Annotated in this window: 17 protein-coding genes; 9 read left to right on the top strand and 8 right to left on the bottom strand. The window is 75.7% G+C overall.

Annotated elements, in window-relative coordinates:
* Positions 1-81 precede the first annotated feature (81 nt).
* Positions 82-2712 carry a glycoside hydrolase family 3 C-terminal domain-containing protein gene (locus ABZ621_RS21530; RefSeq protein ID WP_360606838.1) on the top strand — a complete coding sequence of 877 codons (2631 nt, stop codon included), beginning with the start codon at positions 82-84 and terminating at the stop codon, positions 2710-2712.
* Positions 2713-2804: 92 nt separating this feature from the next.
* On the top strand, positions 2805-3473 hold the full coding sequence (locus tag ABZ621_RS21525; RefSeq protein ID WP_360606836.1) for a DedA family protein: 669 nt from the start codon (positions 2805-2807) through the stop codon (positions 3471-3473).
* Positions 3474-3561: 88 nt separating this feature from the next.
* Here ABZ621_RS21525 and ABZ621_RS21520 read toward each other — a convergent pair whose 3' ends face one another.
* Positions 3562-4089 carry a gamma carbonic anhydrase family protein gene (locus ABZ621_RS21520; protein WP_360606834.1) on the bottom strand — a complete coding sequence of 176 codons (528 nt, stop codon included), beginning with the start codon at positions 4087-4089 and terminating at the stop codon, positions 3562-3564.
* Positions 4090-4238: 149 nt separating this feature from the next.
* Between ABZ621_RS21520 and ABZ621_RS21515 the strand changes: the two genes are divergently transcribed.
* On the top strand, positions 4239-5003 hold the full coding sequence (locus ABZ621_RS21515; protein ID WP_360606832.1) for an acyltransferase: 765 nt from the start codon (positions 4239-4241) through the stop codon (positions 5001-5003).
* Positions 5004-5013: 10 nt separating this feature from the next.
* On the opposite strand, the gene ABZ621_RS21510 is transcribed toward ABZ621_RS21515, so the two are convergent.
* Positions 5014-5877 (bottom strand): DMT family transporter, encoded by an 864-nt coding sequence (locus ABZ621_RS21510; protein WP_360606830.1) that lies wholly within the window; start codon positions 5875-5877, stop codon positions 5014-5016.
* Between the two features lie 118 nt (positions 5878-5995).
* Here ABZ621_RS21510 and ABZ621_RS21505 point away from each other — a divergent pair, with 118 nt between their 5' ends.
* Together ABZ621_RS21505 and ABZ621_RS21500 are read left to right on the top strand one after the other, a co-directional pair.
* The gene (locus ABZ621_RS21505) at positions 5996-6568 is read left to right on the top strand and encodes an XRE family transcriptional regulator (protein WP_360606827.1); all 573 of its coding nucleotides are present in this window, start codon (positions 5996-5998) and stop codon (positions 6566-6568) included.
* Between the two features lie 64 nt (positions 6569-6632).
* The gene (locus ABZ621_RS21500) at positions 6633-7196 is read left to right on the top strand and encodes a YbaK/EbsC family protein (protein WP_360606825.1); all 564 of its coding nucleotides are present in this window, start codon (positions 6633-6635) and stop codon (positions 7194-7196) included.
* 37 nt (positions 7197-7233) lie between these two features.
* Here the strand turns inward: ABZ621_RS21500 and ABZ621_RS21495 are convergent, their stop codons facing one another.
* The 3 genes from ABZ621_RS21495 to ABZ621_RS21485 form a co-directional block, all read right to left on the bottom strand.
* Positions 7234-7674: a CoA-binding protein gene (locus tag ABZ621_RS21495; RefSeq protein WP_360606822.1), complete on the bottom strand. Its 441-nt coding sequence runs from the start codon at positions 7672-7674 to the stop codon at positions 7234-7236.
* A 109-nt stretch (positions 7675-7783) separates the two neighbouring features.
* Positions 7784-9292, bottom strand: a complete 1509-nt coding sequence (locus ABZ621_RS21490; protein WP_360606820.1) for a carboxylesterase family protein — start codon at positions 9290-9292, stop codon at positions 7784-7786.
* Positions 9289-10776: a long-chain fatty acid--CoA ligase gene (locus tag ABZ621_RS21485; protein ID WP_360606818.1), complete on the bottom strand. Its 1488-nt coding sequence runs from the start codon at positions 10774-10776 to the stop codon at positions 9289-9291. The genes ABZ621_RS21490 and ABZ621_RS21485 overlap by 4 nt, the downstream gene beginning before the upstream one ends.
* Before the next feature lie 504 nt (positions 10777-11280).
* Here ABZ621_RS21485 and ABZ621_RS21480 point away from each other — a divergent pair.
* The 4 genes from ABZ621_RS21480 (at position 11281) to ABZ621_RS21465 (ending at position 17874) form a co-directional block, all read left to right on the top strand.
* Positions 11281-12708, top strand: a complete 1428-nt coding sequence (locus ABZ621_RS21480; RefSeq protein WP_360606816.1) for a helix-turn-helix domain-containing protein — start codon at positions 11281-11283, stop codon at positions 12706-12708.
* Between the two features lie 9 nt (positions 12709-12717).
* Positions 12718-13344: a YigZ family protein gene (locus tag ABZ621_RS21475; RefSeq protein ID WP_360606814.1), complete on the top strand. Its 627-nt coding sequence runs from the start codon at positions 12718-12720 to the stop codon at positions 13342-13344.
* A 313-nt stretch (positions 13345-13657) separates the two neighbouring features.
* Positions 13658-14833 carry an exonuclease SbcCD subunit D gene (locus ABZ621_RS21470; RefSeq protein WP_360606812.1) on the top strand — a complete coding sequence of 392 codons (1176 nt, stop codon included), beginning with the start codon at positions 13658-13660 and terminating at the stop codon, positions 14831-14833.
* Positions 14830-17874 (top strand): SMC family ATPase, encoded by a 3045-nt coding sequence (locus tag ABZ621_RS21465; RefSeq protein WP_360606810.1) that lies wholly within the window; start codon positions 14830-14832, stop codon positions 17872-17874. The genes ABZ621_RS21470 and ABZ621_RS21465 overlap by 4 nt, the downstream gene beginning before the upstream one ends.
* On the opposite strand, the gene ABZ621_RS21460 is transcribed toward ABZ621_RS21465, so the two are convergent.
* The 3 genes from ABZ621_RS21460 to ABZ621_RS21450 form a co-directional block, all read right to left on the bottom strand.
* Positions 17864-18322: an Lrp/AsnC family transcriptional regulator gene (locus ABZ621_RS21460; protein ID WP_360606808.1), complete on the bottom strand. Its 459-nt coding sequence runs from the start codon at positions 18320-18322 to the stop codon at positions 17864-17866. The two genes, ABZ621_RS21465 and ABZ621_RS21460, sit on opposite strands and share 11 nt — an antisense overlap.
* Before the next feature lie 71 nt (positions 18323-18393).
* The gene (locus ABZ621_RS21455; RefSeq protein WP_360606806.1) at positions 18394-20103 is read right to left on the bottom strand and encodes a DUF885 domain-containing protein; all 1710 of its coding nucleotides are present in this window, start codon (positions 20101-20103) and stop codon (positions 18394-18396) included.
* Positions 20104-20144: 41 nt separating this feature from the next.
* Positions 20145-20642 carry an Lrp/AsnC family transcriptional regulator gene (locus ABZ621_RS21450; protein WP_360606804.1) on the bottom strand — a complete coding sequence of 166 codons (498 nt, stop codon included), beginning with the start codon at positions 20640-20642 and terminating at the stop codon, positions 20145-20147.
* Between the last annotated feature and the right edge of the window lie 27 nt (positions 20643-20669).

Raw genomic sequence — 20669 nt, 5'->3', positions numbered from 1 at the left:
GAAGCGGCCGGGCGCTCCCGCACACTGCGGGCACGGGCCGGACCGGCAGGCGGCCGGCCGTCCGCCCCGAGGAGCCGCCCCATGCCGGACGAGCCGACACCCTCCGCCCACCCCGGACGCCCCTCCACGGAGGGCGCGGACACGCCCCGGGCCCCCGGCGCACCGGACGCCGCCGACCCCGCTCCGGTCGCCGCGGGCGCTCCTGGCCGGGGGCACGCGCGCGTGCGGGGCGGCCGGGGCCGGCTGTCGCGGCGGGCGGTGCTGCTGGCGCTCGCCGGCGGGGGCGGGGCCGCCGCCACGGTCGCGCTCGCCCGGGGGACCGCCCACGCCGGGCCGCGGGCCGCTCCCGGCGCTTCCGGCAGCCGGGCCGACGGCCTCCTCGCCCGGCTCACGCTCGACGAGAAGGTCGGGCTCCTCCACGGGGCTCCCGATCCCGCGAGTCTCGGGCAGGCCGGGTACGTGCCCGGGGTGCCCCGGCTGGGGATCCCGCCGCTGCGGCTCGCCGACGGGCCCGCCGGGATCCGGGTGCGCGGGACGGCCACCGCGCTGCCCGCGCCGGTGATGCTCGCCGCCGCCTTCGACCCGGGCCTCGCCCGCGCGTACGGGCGGGTGCTGGGCCGCGAGGGGCGCGCGCTCGGCCAGGACGTCCTGCTCGCGCCGATGGTCAACCTGATCCGGACCCCGTACGCCGGGCGGAACTTCGAGACCTTCTCCGAGGACCCGCTCCTCTCCGCCGACCTCGTCGCCGAACTCGTCCGCGGCGTGCAGGCCGAGGGCCTCGTCGCCACCGTCAAGCACTTCGCCCTCAACAACCAGGAACGCGACCGAGACTCGGTCGACGTCCGCGCCGACGACCAGACCGCCCACGAGACCGAACTGCGCGGCTTCGAGGCCGCCGTCGCGGCCGGCGCGGGCGCCGTGATGGCCGCGTACAACAAGGTCGGCGGCGTCCACGCGGCCGAGAGCGCCGCCCTCCTCACCACGGTCCTGCGCGAACGCTGGGGCTTCGACGGCTGGGTCATGAGCGACTGGGACGCCGTCCACACCACCGCCGGCGCGCTCACCGCCGGCCTCGACATGGAGATGCCGGGCGGTGCCCGCTACGGCGCCCCGCTCCGCGACGCGGTGCGCGCGGGCCGGATCCCGGAGGCCGCCGTCGACCGGGCCGTACGCCGCGCCCTCGCCGTACGCGACCGGCTCGGGCTGCTCGACCAGCCGCCCGCCGCCCGGCCGGCGCGGGACGCCGCCTCCGGGGCGCGGCTCGCGCTGCGCGTCGCCACCGCGGGCGCGACCCTGCTCCGCAACGAGGGCGCCGCCCTCCCGCTGACCGGCCCGGCCGCCCGCTCGATCGCCGTGATCGGACCCACCGCGTCCGTCCCCTTCGTCAGCGGCGGCGGCAGCGCCCACGTCGTTCCCGACGCCGCCGCCCGCCCCTTCGACGCGATCCGCGCGCGGGCCGGCGCCGACGCCACCGTCGCCCACGCCGTCGGCGAGGACCTCTTCGGCCGCCCGCTGCCGCCGCTCGTGCCCGCCGTGGACCTCGACGCCGTCCGGGTCGCCGCCGGCGCCACCTGGAGCCGGACCGCCACGCTCACGACCGCCGAGGCCGACGAGTGGACCTTCCTCGTCCACTACAGCGGCACCCGGCCCACCGTCACCCTCGACGGCGCCGAACTCTTCCCCGTCCGCCAGGGCGTCGCCGAGTTCTTCGCCGGCGGACTGCTCGCCGCCGCCCCCGACGGCCTCGCCGTGCGCCGCGTCACCCTGCGGCTCGCGGCCGGGGACCACACCCTCGCCGTCACCGCGCCGGGCGGCACGGACGGGCAGCTGTTCCGGCTCCGCGCCGTCTCCGGCGCGGACCGGGCCGCCGACGTGGCCGAGGCCGTCGGGCACGCGCGCGTGGCGGCGGCCGTCGTCCTCTTCGCGTACGAGGACGCCACCGAGGGCCAGGACCGGACGAGCCTCGCGCTCCCCGGGAACCAGCGGGACCTCATCGAGGCGGTGACGGCCGTCAACCCGAGGACGACCGTCGTCCTCAACACCTCCTCGGCCGTCACCATGGAGTGGCTGGACCGCACCGCCGCCGTCCTCCAGATGTACTACCCGGGACAGGAGGGCGCCGCCGCGACGACGGCCGTGCTCTTCGGCGACGCCGACCCCGGCGGCCGGCTCACCCAGACCTTCCCCGCCGCCGAGGACCGCCACCCGACCGCCGGCGACCCGCGCCGCTACCCGGGGCGCGACGGGATCGAGGAGTACTCCGAGGGCGTCCACATCGGCCACCGCTGGTACGAGAAGGAGGGCATCGCCCCGCTCTTCCCCTTCGGGCACGGCCTGTCGTACGCGAGCTTCGCCCACGAGGACCTGATCGCGGCCCCCGGGGAGGGCGGCGGCGTCGACGTCACCTTCACCGTCCGCAACACCGGCGACCGCCCCGGCGTCGACGTCCCCCAGATCTATCTCGGCGCCTCGCCCGACCTCGCCGCGCGCGGCATCGACCAGCCCCGCTCCCTCCTCGCCGGCTACCGGCGGCTCGAACTGGCCGCGGGGGAGCGGCGCCGCGTCACCGTCCACCTCACCGCCCGCACCCTCTCCTCCTGGTCGACCGCGGTCGGCGGTTTCGTCCTCGGCACCGGGCGGCGGGCGCTGCGGGTCGCGCGGTCGGCCGCGGACCCGGGGCTCCGGGCCACGGTCGAGGTCCGTTCGGGCTGACCGGGTAGGCTGCCCCGGCGTGCCCGACGCGGGGCGCGCCACCGCAGCGGCCCGCGACCGGGGCCGTGCCGGCTCAACGGGAGGAACCCGCGTTGCACGTCCAGGAGTGGCTGGAGACGATCCCGGCCGTCGCCATCTACGCGCTGGTGGGGGTGGTGATCGGACTGGAGAGCCTGGGCATCCCGCTCCCCGGCGAGATCGTCCTCGTCAGCTCGGCCCTGCTCGCCTCGCAGCACGGGGACATCAACCCGTGGGTGCTGGGCGGCTGTGCCACCGCCGGCGCGATCATCGGCGACTCGATCGGGTACGCCATCGGCCGGAAGGGCGGCCGTCCGCTGCTCGCCTGGCTCGGGGGGAAGTTCCCCAAGCACTTCAGCGAGGCGAACATCGCGCTCGCCGAGCGCTCCTTCCAGAAGTGGGGCATGTGGGCGGTCTTCTTCGGCCGCTTCATCGCCCTGCTGCGGATCTTCGCCGGCCCGCTGGCGGGCGTCCTGAAGATGCCGTACTGGAAGTTCCTCATCGCCAACGTCTTCGGCGGCATCCTCTGGGCGGGCGGCACCACCGCCGTCATCTACTCCGTCGGCATCGTCGCCGAGGCGTGGCTGAAGCGCTTCTCCTGGCTGGGCCTGGTGCTCGCCGTCCTCGTCGGCGTCACCTCGATGCTCGTCATCAGGAACCGCGCCAAGAAGGCGGCCGCCGAGGCGCGACAGCAGCCGCAGCCGGAGCCGGAGGCCCTGCGGGAGCCGGTCGCGGCGGAGTGAGCGCGCGACGCGTCCGTACGTGACGGAGGGCGGCACCCGGGAGCGTTCCGGGCGCCGCCCTCCGTCGCGTACGAGGGGACGGGCGCGGTCAGTCCTCGTAGGCCTCGGCGTGGGTCTTGGCCAGGTGGAGGTACATCTCGGCGTTCAGCCGGATGCCCGCCCGCTCCTCCTCGGTCAGCGCCCGGCGGACCTTCGCGGGGACGCCGGCGACGAGCGAGCCGGGCGGGACCTCCATGCCCTGCGGCACGAGCGCCTGCGCGGCGATCAGCGAGCCCGCGCCGATCCGGGCGCCGTTGAGCACCGTCGCGCCCATGCCGACGAGGACGTCGTCCTCGATGACGCAGCCGTGGACGGTGGCGTTGTGCCCGATCGTGACGCGGTCGCCGATGGAGACGGGGAAGCCGGGGTCGACGTGGACGGTGCAGTTGTCCTGGACGTTGGAGTCCTCGCCCACGGTGATGGGGCCGCAGTCGGCGCGCAGCACCGCGTGGTACCAGATTCCGGCGCGCGCCCCGAGCGTCACCTCGCCGAGCACCACCGAGGTCGGGGCCGTGAAGGCGGTCGGGTCGACGTTCGGCTCCTTGCCGCCGACGGCCTTGATCAACGCCTCTGCCATGGGGTCTCACTCCTGGGGTCCGTACGGCCCGTGCGGCCGTGGTGGTGTCGCGCCAACCGGTGTTCTGCCCGCAGCCTATGACGGTCCCATGACGGACATCACAGGGGACGGCGCCGACCGGCCCCGACACCGCCGACTACGGTGTCGGGGTGCCCAGAAACGGAAACACGTTCTCATCCCTGACCGCCTGGCGGCGCCGGGTCGTCGCCCACGCCCTCCAGGGCGGTCTGCGCTGGGCGCAGCAGGCGGGCGCGGTGACGGCGGAGCACCCCGGGCGGCTGCGGTTCCGGCGGCTCGGCGCGGGCACCCGGCTCGCCTTCCCGCAGGGCACGGTCTTCGGCGAGCGGTGGATCGAGATCGGCGAGTGCTGCATCATCGCCGAGCAGGTGACCCTGACCGCCGGGATGCTGCCGGGGCTCGACCTCGGCACGGAGACGGTGCTGACCCTCGGCGACGGCGTCGTCCTCGGCCGCGGCAGCCATGTCATCGCGGACACGACGATCACCATCGGTTCGGACACCTACTGCGGTCCGTACGTCTACATCACCTCGACGAACCACAGTTACGACGATCCGCACGAGCCCATCGGGCGCCAGTGGCCCCGCTCCGAGCCGGTCTCGATCGGCCCCGGCTGCTGGCTGGGCACCGGGGCGGTGATCCTGCCGGGCGCGCGGATCGGCCGGAACGTCGTCGTCGCGGCCGGCGCGGTGGTCCGCGGCGAGGTGCCCGACCACTCGGTGGTGGCGGGAGCCCCGGCCAGGGTCGTACGCCGCTGGGATCCGGAGTCCGGCTGGCAGCCGCCGCTGCGCACGCCGGCCCCGAGGCCGATACCGGAGGACGTCACCTCCGAGCAGCTGGCGGCGCTGGCGGCCTGGGAGGTCCGGCAGGAACAGGCCGAGGCGTCGACGTCCTGACGCCCGCGGGTCAGCCGCTCGCGATGAGGACCGTGCCGACGAGCGCGAGCCCCGCCCCCGCCGCCTGGACCGCGCGCAGCCGCTCGCGGAGCACGCCGAAGGCGGCGAGCGCGGTCACCACCGGGTAGAGACTCGCGAGCACGGCGGCCACCAGGACCGGGCCGCGCTGCGCGGCGAGCGCGTACGTGCCGTTGGCGGCGACGTCGGCCAGGCCCACGAAGGCGAGCGCCGGCAGCGCGCCGAGGATCACCCGGAAGCCCCCCTCGGGCAGCGCCCGGCCGCCGCGCCGCACGGAGAGGTACAGCGCGCCGCCGCCGACGGCGACGTTGGTGACGCGCTGCACGAAGAGCGCGAGGAAGAGGCCGGTGACCGTGGTGGAGGCCTCGGCGATGAGCGCCATGACGGCACCGAAGCCGAAGGCGGCGAAGAGCGTGAGGGCGATGGCCTGCCGCTGGACGGGGGCGCCGCGCAGCTCGGGGCCGCCGGCCAGGACGATGCCCACGATGGCGGCGACGATGCCGCCGACCTGGAACAGGCCGGGCCGGTCGCCGAGGACGAGGCCCACGGTGACGGGGACGACCACGCCGATCGAGCCGAGCGGCGAGACGACCCCCATCGGGCCGAGCGCGAGGGCCTTGTAGAAGGCGAGCATCGCGGCGGGGCCGACGACACCGGCGGCGACCGCGTACCAGAGGCCGGGGCCCGCCTCGGTCCAGGCGCCCGTCGCGAGGACGACCACGCCGAGGACGAGCACCGCGAGCACCTGCGAGACCACGACGACGGTGAGGGCCGGTATGCGCCGGGTGAGCAGTCCGCCCCCGAAGTCGGCGAGGCCCCAGAGGAGGGCGGTGGCCAGGGCGAACACGGCGGTCATGGGGGTCCTCGCAGGCAGGTACGGGCGTGGCCGGGGCAGTACAGTGCAGTGCACGATCGGGTGCGCTTCACCGTAGTGCAGTGTATTGAACTCTGCCATCAAGAATATTGGACGGAATGTGTCGGACCTGGACCAGCTGACCCAGTCGCTCGCCCGCAACCTCAAGCGCTGGCGCAAGGAACGGGGCTTCACCCTGGACGCGCTCGCCGCCCGCGCCGGCGTCAGTCGCGGCATGATCATCCAGATCGAGCAGGCCCGCACCAACCCGAGCGTCGGCACCACCGTGAAGCTGGCCGACGCCCTCGGCGTCTCCATCACCACCCTCCTCGACCACGAGCAGGGCACCCACGTCCGGCTCGTGCCGCCGGAACAGGCCGTCCGCATGTGGTCCACCCCGGCCGGCAGCCACACCACCCTGCTCGCCGGCACCGAGGCCCGCGGCCCCCTGGAGCTCTGGTCCTGGTCCCTCGTGTCCGGCGAGGGCAGCTCCTCCGACCCGCACCCGCCGGGCACCACCGAGCTGCTCCACGTCACCGCCGGCGTGCTCACCCTCGTCGTCGACGGCGTCGAGCACGCCGTCCCCGCCGGCACCTCCGCCGTCTTCGAGGCCTCGGCCCCGCACACGTACCGCAACGACGGCGACGAGACCGTCGAGCTGACCATGGCCGTCTCGGTGCCGCCCGTACGCTGAGACGGCCGAACGCTGAGACGGCCGGCCGGCCGGGCGGCGGGCGCGAGCCGCTAGCGTGGCGCGCATGCGCGCACCCATCGGAGACTTCGACGACGCCCTGCCCGCCCCCGACTGCACGGAGCTCCTCACGCCTCCCGTCGCCGCGGCCGTCCGCGCCTGGACCGGACCCGTCCCCGCCGAGCAGATCCTCTACGTCGACACCGACCCGGCGATCGCCGACACCGCCGTCTTCGTGGAGCACTACGGCCCGTCGCTCCTGGACGAGTCCGCGAACTGCGTCGTCGTGGCGGGGAAGCGCGGCGAGACGACGACGCTCGCCGCGTGCCTGGTGAAGTCCGCCCACCGCGTCGACGTCAACGGCGTCGTCCGCAAGGAACTCGGCGCCCGCAAGGTGAGCTTCGCGCCGATGGAGACCGCCACCGGCGACAGCGGCATGGAGTACGGCGGCATCACCCCCGTCGGCCTGCCCGCCGCGTGGCCCCTCCTCGTGGACGCCGCCGTCGTCGACACCCCCTGGGTGCTCGTCGGCAGCGGCCGCCGCCGGGGAAAGCTCATCCTCCCGGGCAAGGCCTTCGCCCAGCTCCCGAACGCCGTCGTCCTGGAAGGGCTCGGCCGGCCCGCGGCGTGACGGTCCGTCGGCGGCGCGCCGTTCGCGGCGTGGCGCCTCAGCCCAGGCGGGGGATCTCGATCGCGGGGCAGCGGTCCATCACCATGTCCAGGCCCGCCTCCGTCGTGCGGGCGTACGCGGCCTCGTCGACGACGCCCAGCTGGAACCAGACCGCCTTCGCGCCGGCCTCCCGCGCCTCGTCGGCGACCGCGCCGGCCAGGGAACTGTTGACGAAGACGTCCACGACGTCGACCGGGAACGGGATGTCGGCGAGGGAGGCGTAGCCCCGCTCCCCGTGGACCGTCTCCGCCTTCGGGTGGACCGGCACGATCCGCTTGCCGAAGCGCTGGAGCACGGCCGCCACCCCGTACGCGGCGCGCTCCCGGTTCGCGGAGAGGCCCACGATCGCCCAGGTGTCGCCCGTGCCCGTCAGGATCCGGCGGACGATCTCCTCCTCGGAGCGCTCCGCAGCCTCGGTGATCGTGGTGTCGACGCTCATCCCTGATGCCTTCCCTCGTTCCGTACGGGCCTTGCCCCGTCCTCCGTACGAACCCGCCGCGCCCCCGGAACCTTCCCGCACCGGACCAGGAGGGGGCGCGGCGGGCGGTTCAGCCGTCCCAGGCGCGCCGTTCGTCCTCCCGGGGGGCCAGGACCAGGGACGGACGGCCCGGGCCGAAGGCCAGCACCGGCCGCTCCGCGTCCCACGCCCGCCACCCCGGATCGCCGTCGGCCGCGAACGCCACCCAGGCCGCGTGCATCGCCGCCGCCAGCGCGCGCGGCGCGTCCGGACCGGTCAGCGCCCGCGCCTCCGGGGTGTCCAGGGTGTCGAAGACGAAGCCGAGCTCCAGGGCGTGGCAGGCGCCGAGGCCGAGCACCGGCGACCGCCAGCCGAACTCGTACAGGTACGTCCGCCCCGCCGCCCCCGACCCCAGCCGCGCGTCGGCGAGCCGGTTCAACGGCACCCGCAGCAGCTTGTCGGTGGCCAGCGCGCCCAGGACCTCGCCCGGCCTGGCCCCCGGCCGGTTCGCCCGGTAGACCCGCGCCGTCCGCGACGGCACCCGCGTCTTCCACAACGCCAGCCGCAGCGTGAGCGGCGACAGCCGCTCCACGAGGCCGCTCGGCACGAACCAGAGCCGGTACTCCTCCGCCGTCGTCCCGAGCAGCAGGTCGACCTCGCCGGAGGCCGTGCCCGGCCCGCCGGCGAGCAGCGCCTCCGCCGGATCGCGCGGCAGCACCTCGCCGTCCACCACGAGCTGGAAGGAGTGCCCGCCACCGGTCAGCGGCGAGCCCTTCGCCGTCACCTCCGTCTGCGCCGTCAGCAGGCGCTCCCGGTCCACCGCGGCGAACGCCTCCGCCGTCGCCGGGACCCCGAGACGCTTCGCCACCGCCTCGGTCGTCCGCCGCGCCCGCTCCACCGGCAGCGCCATGGGCGCCCCGCTCTGCACGACCGCCCGCCGGAACAGTCCGCGCGCGAGCGGCGAGGCGAGCAGCGCCGCGATCGAGATCGCGCCCGCCGACTCCCCGAAGACCGTCACCCGCTCCGGATCGCCCCCGAAGGCCGCGATGTTCTCCCGCACCCAGGCGAGGGCGGCGAGCTGGTCGCGCAGACCGAGGTTGGCCGGTGCGTCCGGGAAGACCCCGAACCCCTCGACGCCGAGCCGGTAGTTGACGGAGACGAGGACCACGCCGTCGCGCGCGAACGCGGAGCCGTCGTAGACGGGGACGGCGTTGGAGCCGTGGAGCAGCGAACCGCCGTGGATCCACACCATCACCGGCCGACCGGTCCGGGGCCCGGCTTCGGCTTCGGCTTCGGATTCGGGGTTCCAGGGCGCCCAGACGTTGACGTTGAGGCAGTCGTCGCCCTCGACCGCCGGGTCCGGCAACAGCGCGTCCAGCGGCGGGGCATAGGGCCGTTTCGGTGCGGTCGGCCCGAACTCCGTCGCCGTCCGCACCCCCTCCCACGGCTCCACGGGCTCCGGGGCACGGAACCGCAGCGCCCCGAACGGCGCCCGCGCGTACGGCACTCCGAGGAAGCGGGCCACCCCGTCGGCCACGAACGCGCCCCGCACCCGCCCGGCCGCGAGCACCGCCTCGGGCGCCGCCTCCGGCGCCGTCACGGCCGGGGCTCCACGAGGGCGCGCTTGAGGACCTTGCCGGTCGGGCCCAGGGGCAGGGCGTCGACGAAGCGGACGAGGCGCGGGTACTTGTGGCGGCCGAGCCGCTCCCGCGCCCAGTCGACCAGCTCCGCCTCCGTGACGGGGACGCCCTCGCGCCGGACCACCACCGCGCACACCTCCTCGCCCTTCGCCTCGTCGGGCACCCCGATCACGGCGACCTCGGACACCGACGGATGCCGGACCAGGACCTCCTCGACCTCGCGCGGATAGATGTTGAACCCGCCCCGGATCACCAGGTCCTTCTTCCGGTCCACGATCCGCAGGAAGCCGTCCTCGTCGCGGACCCCCAGGTCGCCGGTGCGGAACCAGCCGTCCACGACCGCCGCCGCCGTCGCCGCGGGATCGTCGAGGTACCCGGCGAAGACGTTGTGCCCCCGCACCACCACCTCGCCGACCGTCCCGTCCGGCAGCAGCCGGATCGCGTCCTCGGCGGCCGCGTCGGCCACCCCGACCTCCACGCCCCACACCGGATGCCCCACCGTGCCGGGCCGCCGCCCCAGGTGCGGCTGGTTGAACGTCGCCACCGGCGAGGTCTCCGTCAGGCCGTACCCCTCCAGGACCTGCGTCCCGAAGGTCTCCTCGAAACGCTCCAGGACCGCGACCGGCAGCGCCGCGCCCCCGGAGACCGCCGCCCGCAGCGCCTCCGGACGCCGCTCCGAGGAGGCCGCCGCCTCCACCAGCGCGTGGTACATCGTCGGCACGCCCATGAACACCGTCACGCCCTCGTCGGTGATCACGTCGAGGGCCGCGGGGCCGCTGAACCTCGGCAGCAGCACCAGCGTGGCGCCCTGGCGCAGCGACCCGTTCATCGCGCACGTCTGCCCGTAGCTGTGGAAGAGCGGCAGACAGCCGAGGACGACGTCGTCCGCGCCGAGACCGAGCAGGTCCTGCGCGGTGACGGCCGCGTTCATGACGATGTTGAGATGGGTGAGGCAGGCGCCCTTGGGACGGCCCGTGGTGCCGCTCGTGTAGAGGATCACCGCCGTGTCGGACGGCTCGGCGGGCTCCGCCGCGGCCAGCGGTCCCGGCGCCGACGGCGCGCCCTGGAAGGCCCGCACCCCGGCCGCCCGCGCCGCCTCGTCGGCGACCGCCCAGAGCGGCCCGCCGCTCACGATCGCCGTCGCCCCGCTGTGTTCGAGGACGAAGCGCACCTCGTCGGCGACGAGCAGCGCGTGCACCGGCACGACCGTGGCGCCCGCGGCGAGCGCGCCGTAGTAGACGCGCAGGAACTCGACGGTGTTCGGCAGCAGCACCGCCACCCGGTCGCCCGGCTTCACCCCCGCCTCGCGCAGCCCGGCGGCGCAGCGCAGCGCCGCGTCCCACAGCTCGCGGTAGGTGAACCGGCTCGCGCCCTCGACGACGGCGATCCGGTCGGGGAAGTGGCGGGCGGACTCGCCCAGGACGCCGGCGACGCTCAGTGACATGACACGCTCCCAAGACGTGGAGTTGACGGCGATGTCAACATTCCGTGACACGGCCCAGAATCGATCGCCGGACCACCCCCGCACCATGTGCAGACGCCCACCATGCGGCGATCCGAGCTGGGCATCGGCCACCCGGCCGCCATCCGGGCGTGGCAATCGCCAAACCACGGCGTTACGGTGCGGGCCATGATGTCCAGCCCGCCCGGAGCCCCCGGAACCCGAGGAGGAGCGCCAGGAGCCTCTGGGGCCTCTGGTGCCTCAGGAGCTTCCGGTGCCTCCGGTGCCTCCGGTGCCTCCGGTGCCTCCGGTGCCTCCGGTGCCTCCGGTGCCTCCGGAGCCCCAGGAGCCCCAGGAGCCCCAGGAGCCTCTGGAGCCCCGGGAGGCCCCGGAGCCCCGGGAGGCCCCGGAGCCCCGGGAGGCCCCGGAAAGCCGGGAGCCTCCGGTCCGAGACCCGGCCGTCCGGCCGACCCGCAGGCCGCGCAGGCCGCGCAGGCCGCGCAGGCCGTGCCGGGAGCGCCGGGAGCGCCGGGAGCGCCGGGAGCGCCGGGAGCGCCGGGAGCGCCCGCCCGGCCCGGCTCGGCCGGTGGCTCCGGCGCGCACACCCGGCTGGACTCGGCCGGCGGCTCCGGCGCGCTCCGCCGCTCCCTCGCCGCCGCGCTCCTCGCCGACGTCGACCGGCTCACCGACCGGGCCGTCGAGGACATCCGCGCCCACTCCGGCACCTACGCCGCCGGCGACCCCGTCACCCGCGCGGACCTGTGGGGGATCTGCCGGGACAACCTGCTGCGCGCCCTGGAGGACTTCGGCGGCCTCGCCCCGACCGGCGGAGACTTCGAGGGCGCCGCCCGCGAGACCGGCCGCCGCCGCGCCGAACAGGGCGTCCCGCTGGACATCGTCCTCCAGGCGTACCGGCGCGGCGGCCGGGTCCTGTGGCAGGTGATGGCCGAGCACCTGCGTACCAGGGCCGGCCGCGAGGCGGACAGCCGTGACCTGGAGCTCGACGTCGCCGGCGCCGTCTGGGAGACCATCGACCGCTACTCGGTCGCGATGGCCGACGCCTACCGGCTCGCGCAGCTGGAGCTCCAGAACCAGCGGGACACCCGTCGGGCCGCGCTCTTCGACGCGCTGCTCGACGGCCGCGCCGACGACCCCACCGTCGCGGCCGCGGCGGCCGCCGCCCTCGGCGTGCCCGCCCAGGACCGGTACGTCGTCGTGGTCGCCACCCAGGACCCGGCCGCGCCGCCGCAGCCCGCGCCCGTCCTGGAGGCCCAGGGGCTCTGGTCGTTCTGGCGCCCGCGCTCCGGCCGGTACGCCGGCGTCGTGCGTCTCCCGCGCCGCGACGCCCCCGCCGGCCGGCCCCCGGCCCCGCCCGGCGCCCGGCCCGACCCGGCGCTGCTCCGGCTCCTCGACGCGCTGCGCGAACGCACCGGCGCCACCGCCGGCGTCTCGCCCGAGTTCGAACGCCTCTCCCAGGCGGGCCGCGCCCTCCGGCTCGCCGAACAGACCCTCCGCACCCTCCCCGCAGGCAGCGGCGAGGCCGCCGTCTTCGACGACCGCCTCACCGAGATCCTGCTCGGCGGCCGCCCCGACATCGCCGAGCGGATCGTCACCGTCCACCTCGGGCCCGTCCTCGCCACCGGCGGCGAGCGCACCGGGCTCCTCACCACCCTCCGCGTCTGGCTCGACCACGGCTGCTCCGCCTCCCGCGCGGCCGAACTCCTCTACTGCCACCGCAACACCGTCCTGAACCGCGTCGGCCGCGTCGCCGAGCTCACCGGCCGCTCCGCCGAATCCGGCGAGGCCCGCCTCGGCTGGGCCCTCGCCCTGCGCGCCCTCCCCTTCGCCGGCCTCCCCGACGCGTCGGGTGCCGCCCCGCCCGCCGTGGGACCCCCGGGACCGGGCGGCGCCGACCGGGACCCGTACGGCACGTAGGCTGGCGGGATGCAGGAGCAGTACCGCACGCTGGCCCACGAGGGCGTCCACGAGACCGAGATCAACCGCTCGCGCTTCCTCTGCGCGCTCGCGCCGGTCGCCGACGAGCACGAGGCACAGGAGTTCGTCGCCCGGATCCGCCGTGAGCACCCGACGGCCACCCACAACTGCTTCGCCTACGTGCTCGGCGCCGACGCCTCCGTACAGAAGGCCAGCGACGACGGCGAACCGGGCGGTACCGCCGGCGTCCCCATGCTCCAGATGCTGCTGCGCCGCGAGATGCGGTACGTCGCCGCCGTCGTCACCCGCTACTACGGCGGTGTGAAACTCGGCGCGGGCGGCCTCATCCGCGCCTACGGCGGCGTCGTCGGCGAGGCCCTCGACGCACTCGGCACCATCACCCGGCAGCGCTTCCGGCTCGCCACCGTCACCGTCGACCACCAGCGCGCCGGCAAGCTGGAGAACGACCTCCGCTCCACCGGCCGCGCCGTGCGCGAGGTGCGCTACGCCGAGGCCGTCACCATCGAGATCGGCCTCCCCGACGCCGACGTGCCCGCCTTCCGGGCCTGGCTCGCCGACGTGACGGCCGGCACGGCCACCGTGGAACTCGGCGGCGAGGCGTACGGCGACGCCTGAGCCCGCTTCCCCCTGGTAACTCCCCGGTGTGGCCCCGGCCACCATCCCCGTCGGGTTAGCGTGGTGGGCGGACGACACAGGAACGGATCCAGAATCCAGAATCCGGGATCCAGAATCCGGGATCCGGGATCCGGGATCCGGGATCCGGGCGCAAGAATTCTGGATCCAGAATCTTGGATCCAACATCCAGGACACAAACTCCGGATCCCGGATCCGATATCCGGTAGCCGCGACACAAGATCCTGGATCCAGAATCTTGGATCCAACAGCCAGGGGCGAGGAGCAGCACGCGCATGCGGGGTGGGACGACGACGTGAGGTTCCTGCACACCTCGGACTGGCACCTCGGCCGGTCCTTCCACCGCGTCGGCCTGCTCGACGCCCAGGCTGCCTTCCTGGACCACCTCGTCGCCACCGTCCGTGACCGCGAGGTGGACGCCGTCCTCGTCGCCGGGGACGTCTACGACCGGGCCGTGCCGCCGCTGCCCGCCGTCGAGCTGTTCGACCGGGCGTTGCACCGCCTCGCCGAGGCCGGCGTGCCGACGGTCATGATCTCCGGCAACCACGACTCGGCCCGCCGCCTCGGCGTCGGCGCCGGGCTGCTCGGCCGCGCGGGCGTCCACCTGCGGACCGACCCGGCCGGCATCGGCACCCCCGTCGTCCTCGCGGACGCCCACGGCGAGGTCGCCCTGTACGGCCTGCCGTACCTGGAGCCCGCGCTCGTCAGGGAGCAGCTCGGCGCGGCGAGGTCCGGGCACGAGGCGGTGCTGGCCGCGGCCATGGACCGGGTCCGCGCGGACCTCGCCGGCCGCGCCGAGGGGACGCGCTCCGTCGTCCTCGCGCACGCCTTCGTCGCGGGCGGCGCGCCCAGCGACAGCGAGCGCGACATCACCGTCGGCGGCGTCGCGGCCGTCCCCGCCGCCGTCTTCGACGGCGTCGACTACGTGGCGCTCGGCCACCTCCACGGCTCCCAGACGCTCACCCCGCGGGTGCGCTACTCCGGTTCGCCGCTCGCCTACTCCTTCTCCGAGGCCGATCACTGCAAGACCATGTGGCTGGTCGACCTGGACGGCGACGGCGCGATCGCCGCCGCCGAGCGGGTCGACTGCCCGGTGCCCCGTCCCCTCGCCCGGCTCCGGGGCCGGCTCGACGAGCTGCTCGACGACCCCGCGCACGAGCGGCACGCGGACTCCTGGATCGAGGCCACCCTCACCGACGCCGTCCGGCCCCACGATCCGATGGCCCGCCTCACCGCACGCTTCCCGCACACCCTCAGCCTCGTCTTCGACCCCGAGCGCGCCGACGCCGACTCGCTCGCCTCCTACGCCCAGCGGCTCCGCGGCCGCAGCGACCAGCAGATCGCGGAGGACTTCGTGAGCCACGTCCGGGCCGGCGGCGCCCTCGACGCGGCCGAACGGACCGTGCTGTACGGCGCCTTCGACGACGTCCGCGTCGAGGCGGCCACCACCGAGCGGGAGGCCGGACGATGAGGCTGCACCGGCTGGAGATCACCGCCTTCGGCCCCTTCGGGACCACCCAGACCGTCGACTTCGACGCCCTGTCCGCCGCCGGGCTCTTCCTCCTCCACGGACCCACCGGCGCGGGCAAGACCTCCGTCCTCGACGCGGTCTGCTTCGCCCTGTACGGGAGCGTGCCCGGGGCCCGCCAGACCTCCGGATCCACCCTCCGCAGCGACCACGCGCCCGTGGACACCCTCACCGAGGTGCTGCTCGACCTCACCGTCGGCGGCCGGCGCCTGGAGATCCGGCGCAGCCCCGCCCAGCCGCGCCCCAAGAAGCGCGGCGGCGGCTTCACCACGGAGAAGGCGCAGAGCACCCTGCGCGAGTACGACCCCGCCACGCGCGCGTGGACCGGGCTCTCCAGGTCCCACCAGGAGATCGGCGAGGAGATCACCCAGCTCCTCGGCATGAGCCGCGACCAGTTCTGCCAGGTGGTGCTGCTCCCGCAGGGTGACTTCGCCCGCTTCCTGCGCGCCGACGCCGAGGCCCGCGGCAAGCTGCTCGGCCGCCTCTTCGACACCCGTCGCTTCGCCGCCGTCGAGGAGCGCCTCGCCGAGCTCCGCCGCGCCGCCGCCCACCGGGTCGAGGAGGGCGACGCCCGCCTCCTCGCCCTCGCCCACCGCATGGCCCAGGCCGCCGGGGGGCTCCCCGCCGCGCGCACCCCCGTCGACGGCAAGCCGGGCGAGCCGGGCCTCGCCGACGCCGTCCTCGGCTGGGGCGCCGTCGCCCGCACCGAGGCCCGCGAGGCCGCCGACATCGCCGGCGTACGCCTCGCCGCCGCCGAGGGCGCCGAGGGCCTCGCCCGCGCCGCCGCCGCGGAGGCCCGCGACCTCGCCGCCCGGCAGGCCCGGCACGCCGAGGCGGTGCGCCGCCGGGAGGCGCTCACCGCCCGCGTTCCGGAGCGGGACCGGGACCGGCACGCCCTCGACCTCGCCCTCAAGGCCGACCGGGTGGCCCCCGCGCTCGCCCTGCGCCAGGAGGCCGCCCGCGAACACGCCGGGGCGCTCGCCGACCGTGACGCGGCCCGCGCCGAACTGCCCCCCGAGCTCGCCGAGTCGCCGGCCGAGCGCCTCTCCACCCTGGAGAACCGGCTCCGCGAGGAGCTCGGCGGGCTCGCCGCCGCCCGCCGCGCCGAGAGCCGCGCCGCCGAACTCGCCGCCGAGCGCGTCCTCCTCGACCGGGAGGCCCGCGCCGACGAGGAGGCCCTCCAGGAGGCGGCCGGCTGGCTCGCCGACTGGGAGCCGCGGCGCGCCGCGCTCCAGCGGGCCGTCGACTCCGCGCAGGAGGCCGTCACCCGCGCCGAGCAGCTCGCCGGCCGGCTGGAACCCCTCCGCCTCCGGCTCGCCGCCGCCCGCCGCCGCGACGGCCTCGCCGAGGACCTGGCCCGGGCCGAGGAGCGGTACGCGACCGCCCGCGAGGGCCGCAACGCGGCCCACGAGACCTGGCTCGACCTCAAGTCCCGCCGGCTGCGCGGCATCGCCGCCGAACTCGCCGCCACCCTCACCGACGGCGACCCGTGCCAGGTGTGCGGCTCCACCAGCCATCCCGCCCCCACCGCCCCCACGGCCGACCACGTCGACCGGGCCGCCGAGGAGGCCGCGTACGCCCGCTACACCGAGGCCGACGAGCGCGGCCGGGCCGCCGAGCGGTCGCTCGCCGGCACCCGCGAGGCGCTCGCCGCGGCCCGCGACGAGGTGCGCTCCCTGGCCGCCTCCGGAGCCTCGGAAGACCAGCCGACCGTCGTCGAACTCGCCGACGAGGCTGCGGAACTGACCGCCCGTCACGCGGAGGCGTACGCGCTCGCCGGCCGCACCCACGCGGCGCGCGAGGCGCTCGCCCGGGCCGAGCGCGAGCACGAGGAGCGGGTCGCCGCCCAACGGGACGCGGAGCGGCGCGTCGCCGCCCGCACCTCCCACCGCGAAGGCCTCGAACGGCAGCGGGCCGCGCTCGCCGAGGAGCTGGCGCGGGGTCGCGGCGCGTTCGCCACCGTGGCCGAACACGCCGGGCTCCTGGAGCGCCGCATCGCCCTCCTGGTCGGCGCCGCCGGAGCCGTACGCGCCGAGGAACTCGCCGCCGACCGCCTGAAGAAGGCGGACGCCCACCTCGCCGACGCCGCCTACCGGGCCGGTTTCACCACCCCCGGCGAGGCCGCCGCCGCCCTCCTCGACGAGCACCGCCGCCGCTCCTGCCAGCACCGGCTCGACGTCTGGCAGGCCGAGGCCGCCACCGTCGCCGACCGGCTCGCCGAACCCGGTGTCGCCGAGGCCGCCGCGCTGCCGCCCGTCGACCCGGCCGGGGCCGAGGCCGCCCACGCGGCGGCCGAGCGCGCCCTGCGCGCCGCGGGCGCCGCGCTCACCGCGGCCCGCGAACGCGCCACCGGGCTCGCCGCCCTGGCCCGCCAGGCGGAGGCCGAGGTGCGCCGCCTGGGCCCGCTGCGGACCGAGCACGACCGGATCGCCCGGCTCGCCGGGCTCACCGCCGGCACCTCCGCCGAGAACGAGCGCCGCATGCGCCTGGAGTCGTACGTCCTCGCCGCCCGGCTCGAACAGGTCGCGGCGGCCGCCTCCGCCCGCCTCCAGCGGATGTCCTCGGGGCGTTACACCCTCGTCCACTCCGACGCGCGCGCGGGCACCCGCCGCAGCGGTCTCGGACTCCACGTCGTCGACGCCTGGACCGGCAACGAACGCGACACGGCCACCCTCTCGGGCGGCGAGACCTTCTTCGCCTCGCTCGCCCTCGCGCTCGGTCTCGCCGACGTCGTCACCGACGAGGCCGGCGGGGTCCGCCTCGACACCCTCTTCATCGACGAGGGCTTCGGCAGCCTCGACGACCAGACCCTCGACGAGGTCCTCGACGTCCTGGACTCGCTGCGCGAACGGGACCGGAGCGTGGGCATCGTCAGCCACGTCGCCGACCTGCGCCGCCGGATCCCCGCCCAGCTGGAGGTCGCCAAGGACCGGCACGGCTCCTCGGTGCGCCTGCGCGCCGGCGGGGACGGGCTCAGCGGCTGACGGAGCGGCGGGGGAGCGGCGAGGAGTAGACGACGCTGGTCGTCACCGAACCGAGCGTGCCGATCTTCCCGGAGATCTCCTCCAGGTGGCGCATCGACCGGGCGGCGACCTTGATCACGAAGCAGTCGTCGCCGGTGACGTGGTGCGCCTCCAGGACCTCCGGGGTGACGGCGACCAGGTCGTGGAAGGGCTTGTAGTTGCCGGTGGGGTAGCGGAGCCGTACGAAGGCGAGGATCGGAAGGCCGAGCCGCTCGTGGTCGACCACGGCGGTGTAGCCGGTGATCACCCCGGCGTCCTCCAGGCGCCGCACCCGCTCGGTCACCGCCGAGGGCGACATCGAGACGGCGCGGGCGAGATCGGCGTAGCTGGCCCGGCCCTGGGCCTGGAGGGCGTCGAGGATCCGCCAGTCGGTGGCGTCCGGCGTGTAGTCGTGCGTGGGACCGTTCATGGCATCAGAGCCAACAGGGGTTTCCCCGGCGGATCAAGCCGACCACCGGGGAAACCTCCCGCGGGTTCCGGTCAGAGCCGGGAGATCTCGTCCACCAGATCGTCCAGGCCCAGCGGCCCCTGGCTCAGCGCGGCCATGTGCCATGCCTTGGCGTCGAAGGCCTCGCCGTGCGCCTCGCGGGCCCGCTCGCGGCCGAGTAGCCACGCCCGCTCGCCCAGCTTGTAGCCGATCGCCTGGCCCGGCATCGACAGGTAGCGGGTCAGCTCGCTCTCCACGAACGCCGGCGGCCGGCTGCTGTGCGCCTGGAAGAACTCCTGCGCCAGGTCCGGCGTCCACCGCTCGCCCGGGTGGAACGGCGAGTCCGCCGGGATCTCCAGCTCCAGGTGCATGCCGATGTCCACGATCACCCGGCAGGCCCGCATCATCTGCGCGTCCAGGTAGCCGAGCCGGCGCTCCGCGTCCGGCAGGAAGCCGAGCTCGTCCATCAGCCGCTCCGCGTACAGCGCCCAGCCCTCGGCGTTGGCGCTGACCATGCCGATGGTGGCCTGGTAGCGGGAGAGGCGGTCGGCGACGTGCGCCCACTGCGCGATCTGGAGGTGGTGCCCGGGGACGCCCTCGTGGTACCAGGTCGACACCAGGTCGTAGACCGGGAAGCGGGTCTGCCCGTCGACCGGCAGCCAGGTCCGGCCGGGGCGCGAGAAGTCCTCGGAAGGGCCGGTGTAGTACGGGGCGGCGGCGCCGCCCGCCGGGGCGATGTGGGACTCCACCTTCCGCACCCGCTCGGCGAGTTCGAAGTGGGTGCCGTCCAGCGCGTCGATCGCCTCGTCCATGAGCCGCTGGAGCCACTCGCGGACCTCGTCGACGCCCTCGATGTGGGTGCCGTGCTCGTCGAGGTGGGCGAGGGCCTGCCACGGGTCGGAGCCGGGCAGGATCCGGTCGGCCTCGGTCACCATCTCGGCGCGCAGCCGGTGGTACTCGGCCCAGCCGTACGCGTACGCCTGGTCGAGGTCCAGGTCGGTGCCGTTGAAGTAGCGGCTCCAGCGCCGGTAGCGCTCGCGGCCCACGGTGTCGGGGGCGCCCGCGACGGCGGGGGCGTACACGTCGCGCATCCAGTCCCGCAGCGCGGCGAGGGCGGCGCTCGCCTCCGCGGCGGCCGCGGCGAGCTCGGTGCGCAGCTCCGCCGGCAGGGAGTCCGGGCGCTCGGCGGCGTACTGCTCGAACCAGCCCGGCCCGCCGTCATGGCCCGCCCATTCGGCGAGCTGGTCGACGAAGGTGGCGGTGGCGCGCGGCCCGCCGTAGAGCTTGCGCTCCAGACCGCGCGCGAGCGAGGCCCGGTAGCCCTCCAGGGCGGCCGGGACGGCCCGCATCCGCTGCGCGACGGCCGTCCAGTCGTCCTCGGTCTCGGTCGGCATCACGGTGAACGCGATCCGGACGCTGTGCACCGGCGAGCGCATGTTGCTGACCGCGCACAGGCCCTCGTCGGCCTCGTGCACGGCCAGTTCGGCGGTGAGCCGCTCCCGGAGCAGGCGGGCACAGCGTCGCTCGGCGTCGCTGTCCGCGCCCGGGGTCCGCTCGGCCTCGTCGAGCAGGGCGAGGGTCCGGCGGGCGAGCTCGGCCACGGCCTCCTGGCCTTCGGGCGAGAAGTCGGGGAGGCGTCCGGCGCTCTCCCGGACGCCCAGGTGGGTGCCGGTGATCGGGTCGAGGGCGATGAAGTCGTCGACGAAGGCGTCGGCGACCTGACGGGGCAGGTGGCTGCGGGAACTCTCTGGCATGTGACTCATCCTGGTGCCTGCGCCGTGCTCCCGTCACCCTCGTCCGGTCCTCACACGGCTGACAAGGACGCTCCCGCGCCGGGCGGGAGGAGCGGGCCGCACTCCCACTGCTGGAAGATCAGCCGGGTCTCGACCCGGGCCACCTCGCGCTGCGAGGTGAACTCGTCGAGCACGAGTCGTTGCAGGTCGGCGGGGTCGGCGACGGCCACGTGCACCAGGTAGTCGTCGGGTCCCGTGAGGTGGAAGAGCGCCCGGGACTCGGGCAGGGCCCGGATCCGGTCGACGAACGGACCGATCAGTTCACGCCGGTGGGGCCGGACCTGGACGAGCAGCAGCGCCTCCAGACCGCGGCCGAGTTTGGCCGGATCCAGTCGGAGCTGGTGGCCCAGGATCACCCCGGTGCGACGGAGCCGGGCCACCCGGTCCAGGCAGGTGGAGGGGGCGACGCCGACCTCGGCGGCGAGTTCGCGGTAGGTGCTCCGGGCGTCGTTCTGCAGAAGGCGGAGAATGTGCAGATCGACCGCGTCCAGTACGACAGATTCGGCCATCCGCCGAACGTAGCACGGAGATTCTCC

The sequence above is a fragment of the Streptomyces sp. NPDC007863 genome, assembly GCF_040633895.1.
Taxonomy (GTDB): domain Bacteria; phylum Actinomycetota; class Actinomycetes; order Streptomycetales; family Streptomycetaceae; genus Streptomyces.
Note: the sequence above shows the minus strand (reverse complement) of the source record. Positions and strands in the feature narration are given on the sequence as shown.

Coding starts and splice junctions, on each gene's coding strand:
- ABZ621_RS21510 (WP_360606830.1), bottom strand. CDS start 5,877: ATGACCGCCGTGTTCGCCCTGGCCACCGCCCTCCTCTGGGGCCTCGCC.
- ABZ621_RS21495 (WP_360606822.1), bottom strand. CDS start 7,674: ATGAGCGTCGACACCACGATCACCGAGGCTGCGGAGCGCTCCGAGGAG.
- ABZ621_RS21450 (WP_360606804.1), bottom strand. CDS start 20,642: ATGGCCGAATCTGTCGTACTGGACGCGGTCGATCTGCACATTCTCCGC.
- ABZ621_RS21460 (WP_360606808.1), bottom strand. CDS start 18,322: ATGAACGGTCCCACGCACGACTACACGCCGGACGCCACCGACTGGCGG.
- ABZ621_RS21520 (WP_360606834.1), bottom strand. CDS start 4,089: ATGGCAGAGGCGTTGATCAAGGCCGTCGGCGGCAAGGAGCCGAACGTC.
- ABZ621_RS21500 (WP_360606825.1), top strand. CDS start 6,633: ATGCGCGCACCCATCGGAGACTTCGACGACGCCCTGCCCGCCCCCGAC.
- ABZ621_RS21475 (WP_360606814.1), top strand. CDS start 12,718: ATGCAGGAGCAGTACCGCACGCTGGCCCACGAGGGCGTCCACGAGACC.
- ABZ621_RS21530 (WP_360606838.1), top strand. CDS start 82: ATGCCGGACGAGCCGACACCCTCCGCCCACCCCGGACGCCCCTCCACG.
- ABZ621_RS21455 (WP_360606806.1), bottom strand. CDS start 20,103: ATGAGTCACATGCCAGAGAGTTCCCGCAGCCACCTGCCCCGTCAGGTC.
- ABZ621_RS21465 (WP_360606810.1), top strand. CDS start 14,830: ATGAGGCTGCACCGGCTGGAGATCACCGCCTTCGGCCCCTTCGGGACC.
- ABZ621_RS21485 (WP_360606818.1), bottom strand. CDS start 10,776: ATGTCACTGAGCGTCGCCGGCGTCCTGGGCGAGTCCGCCCGCCACTTC.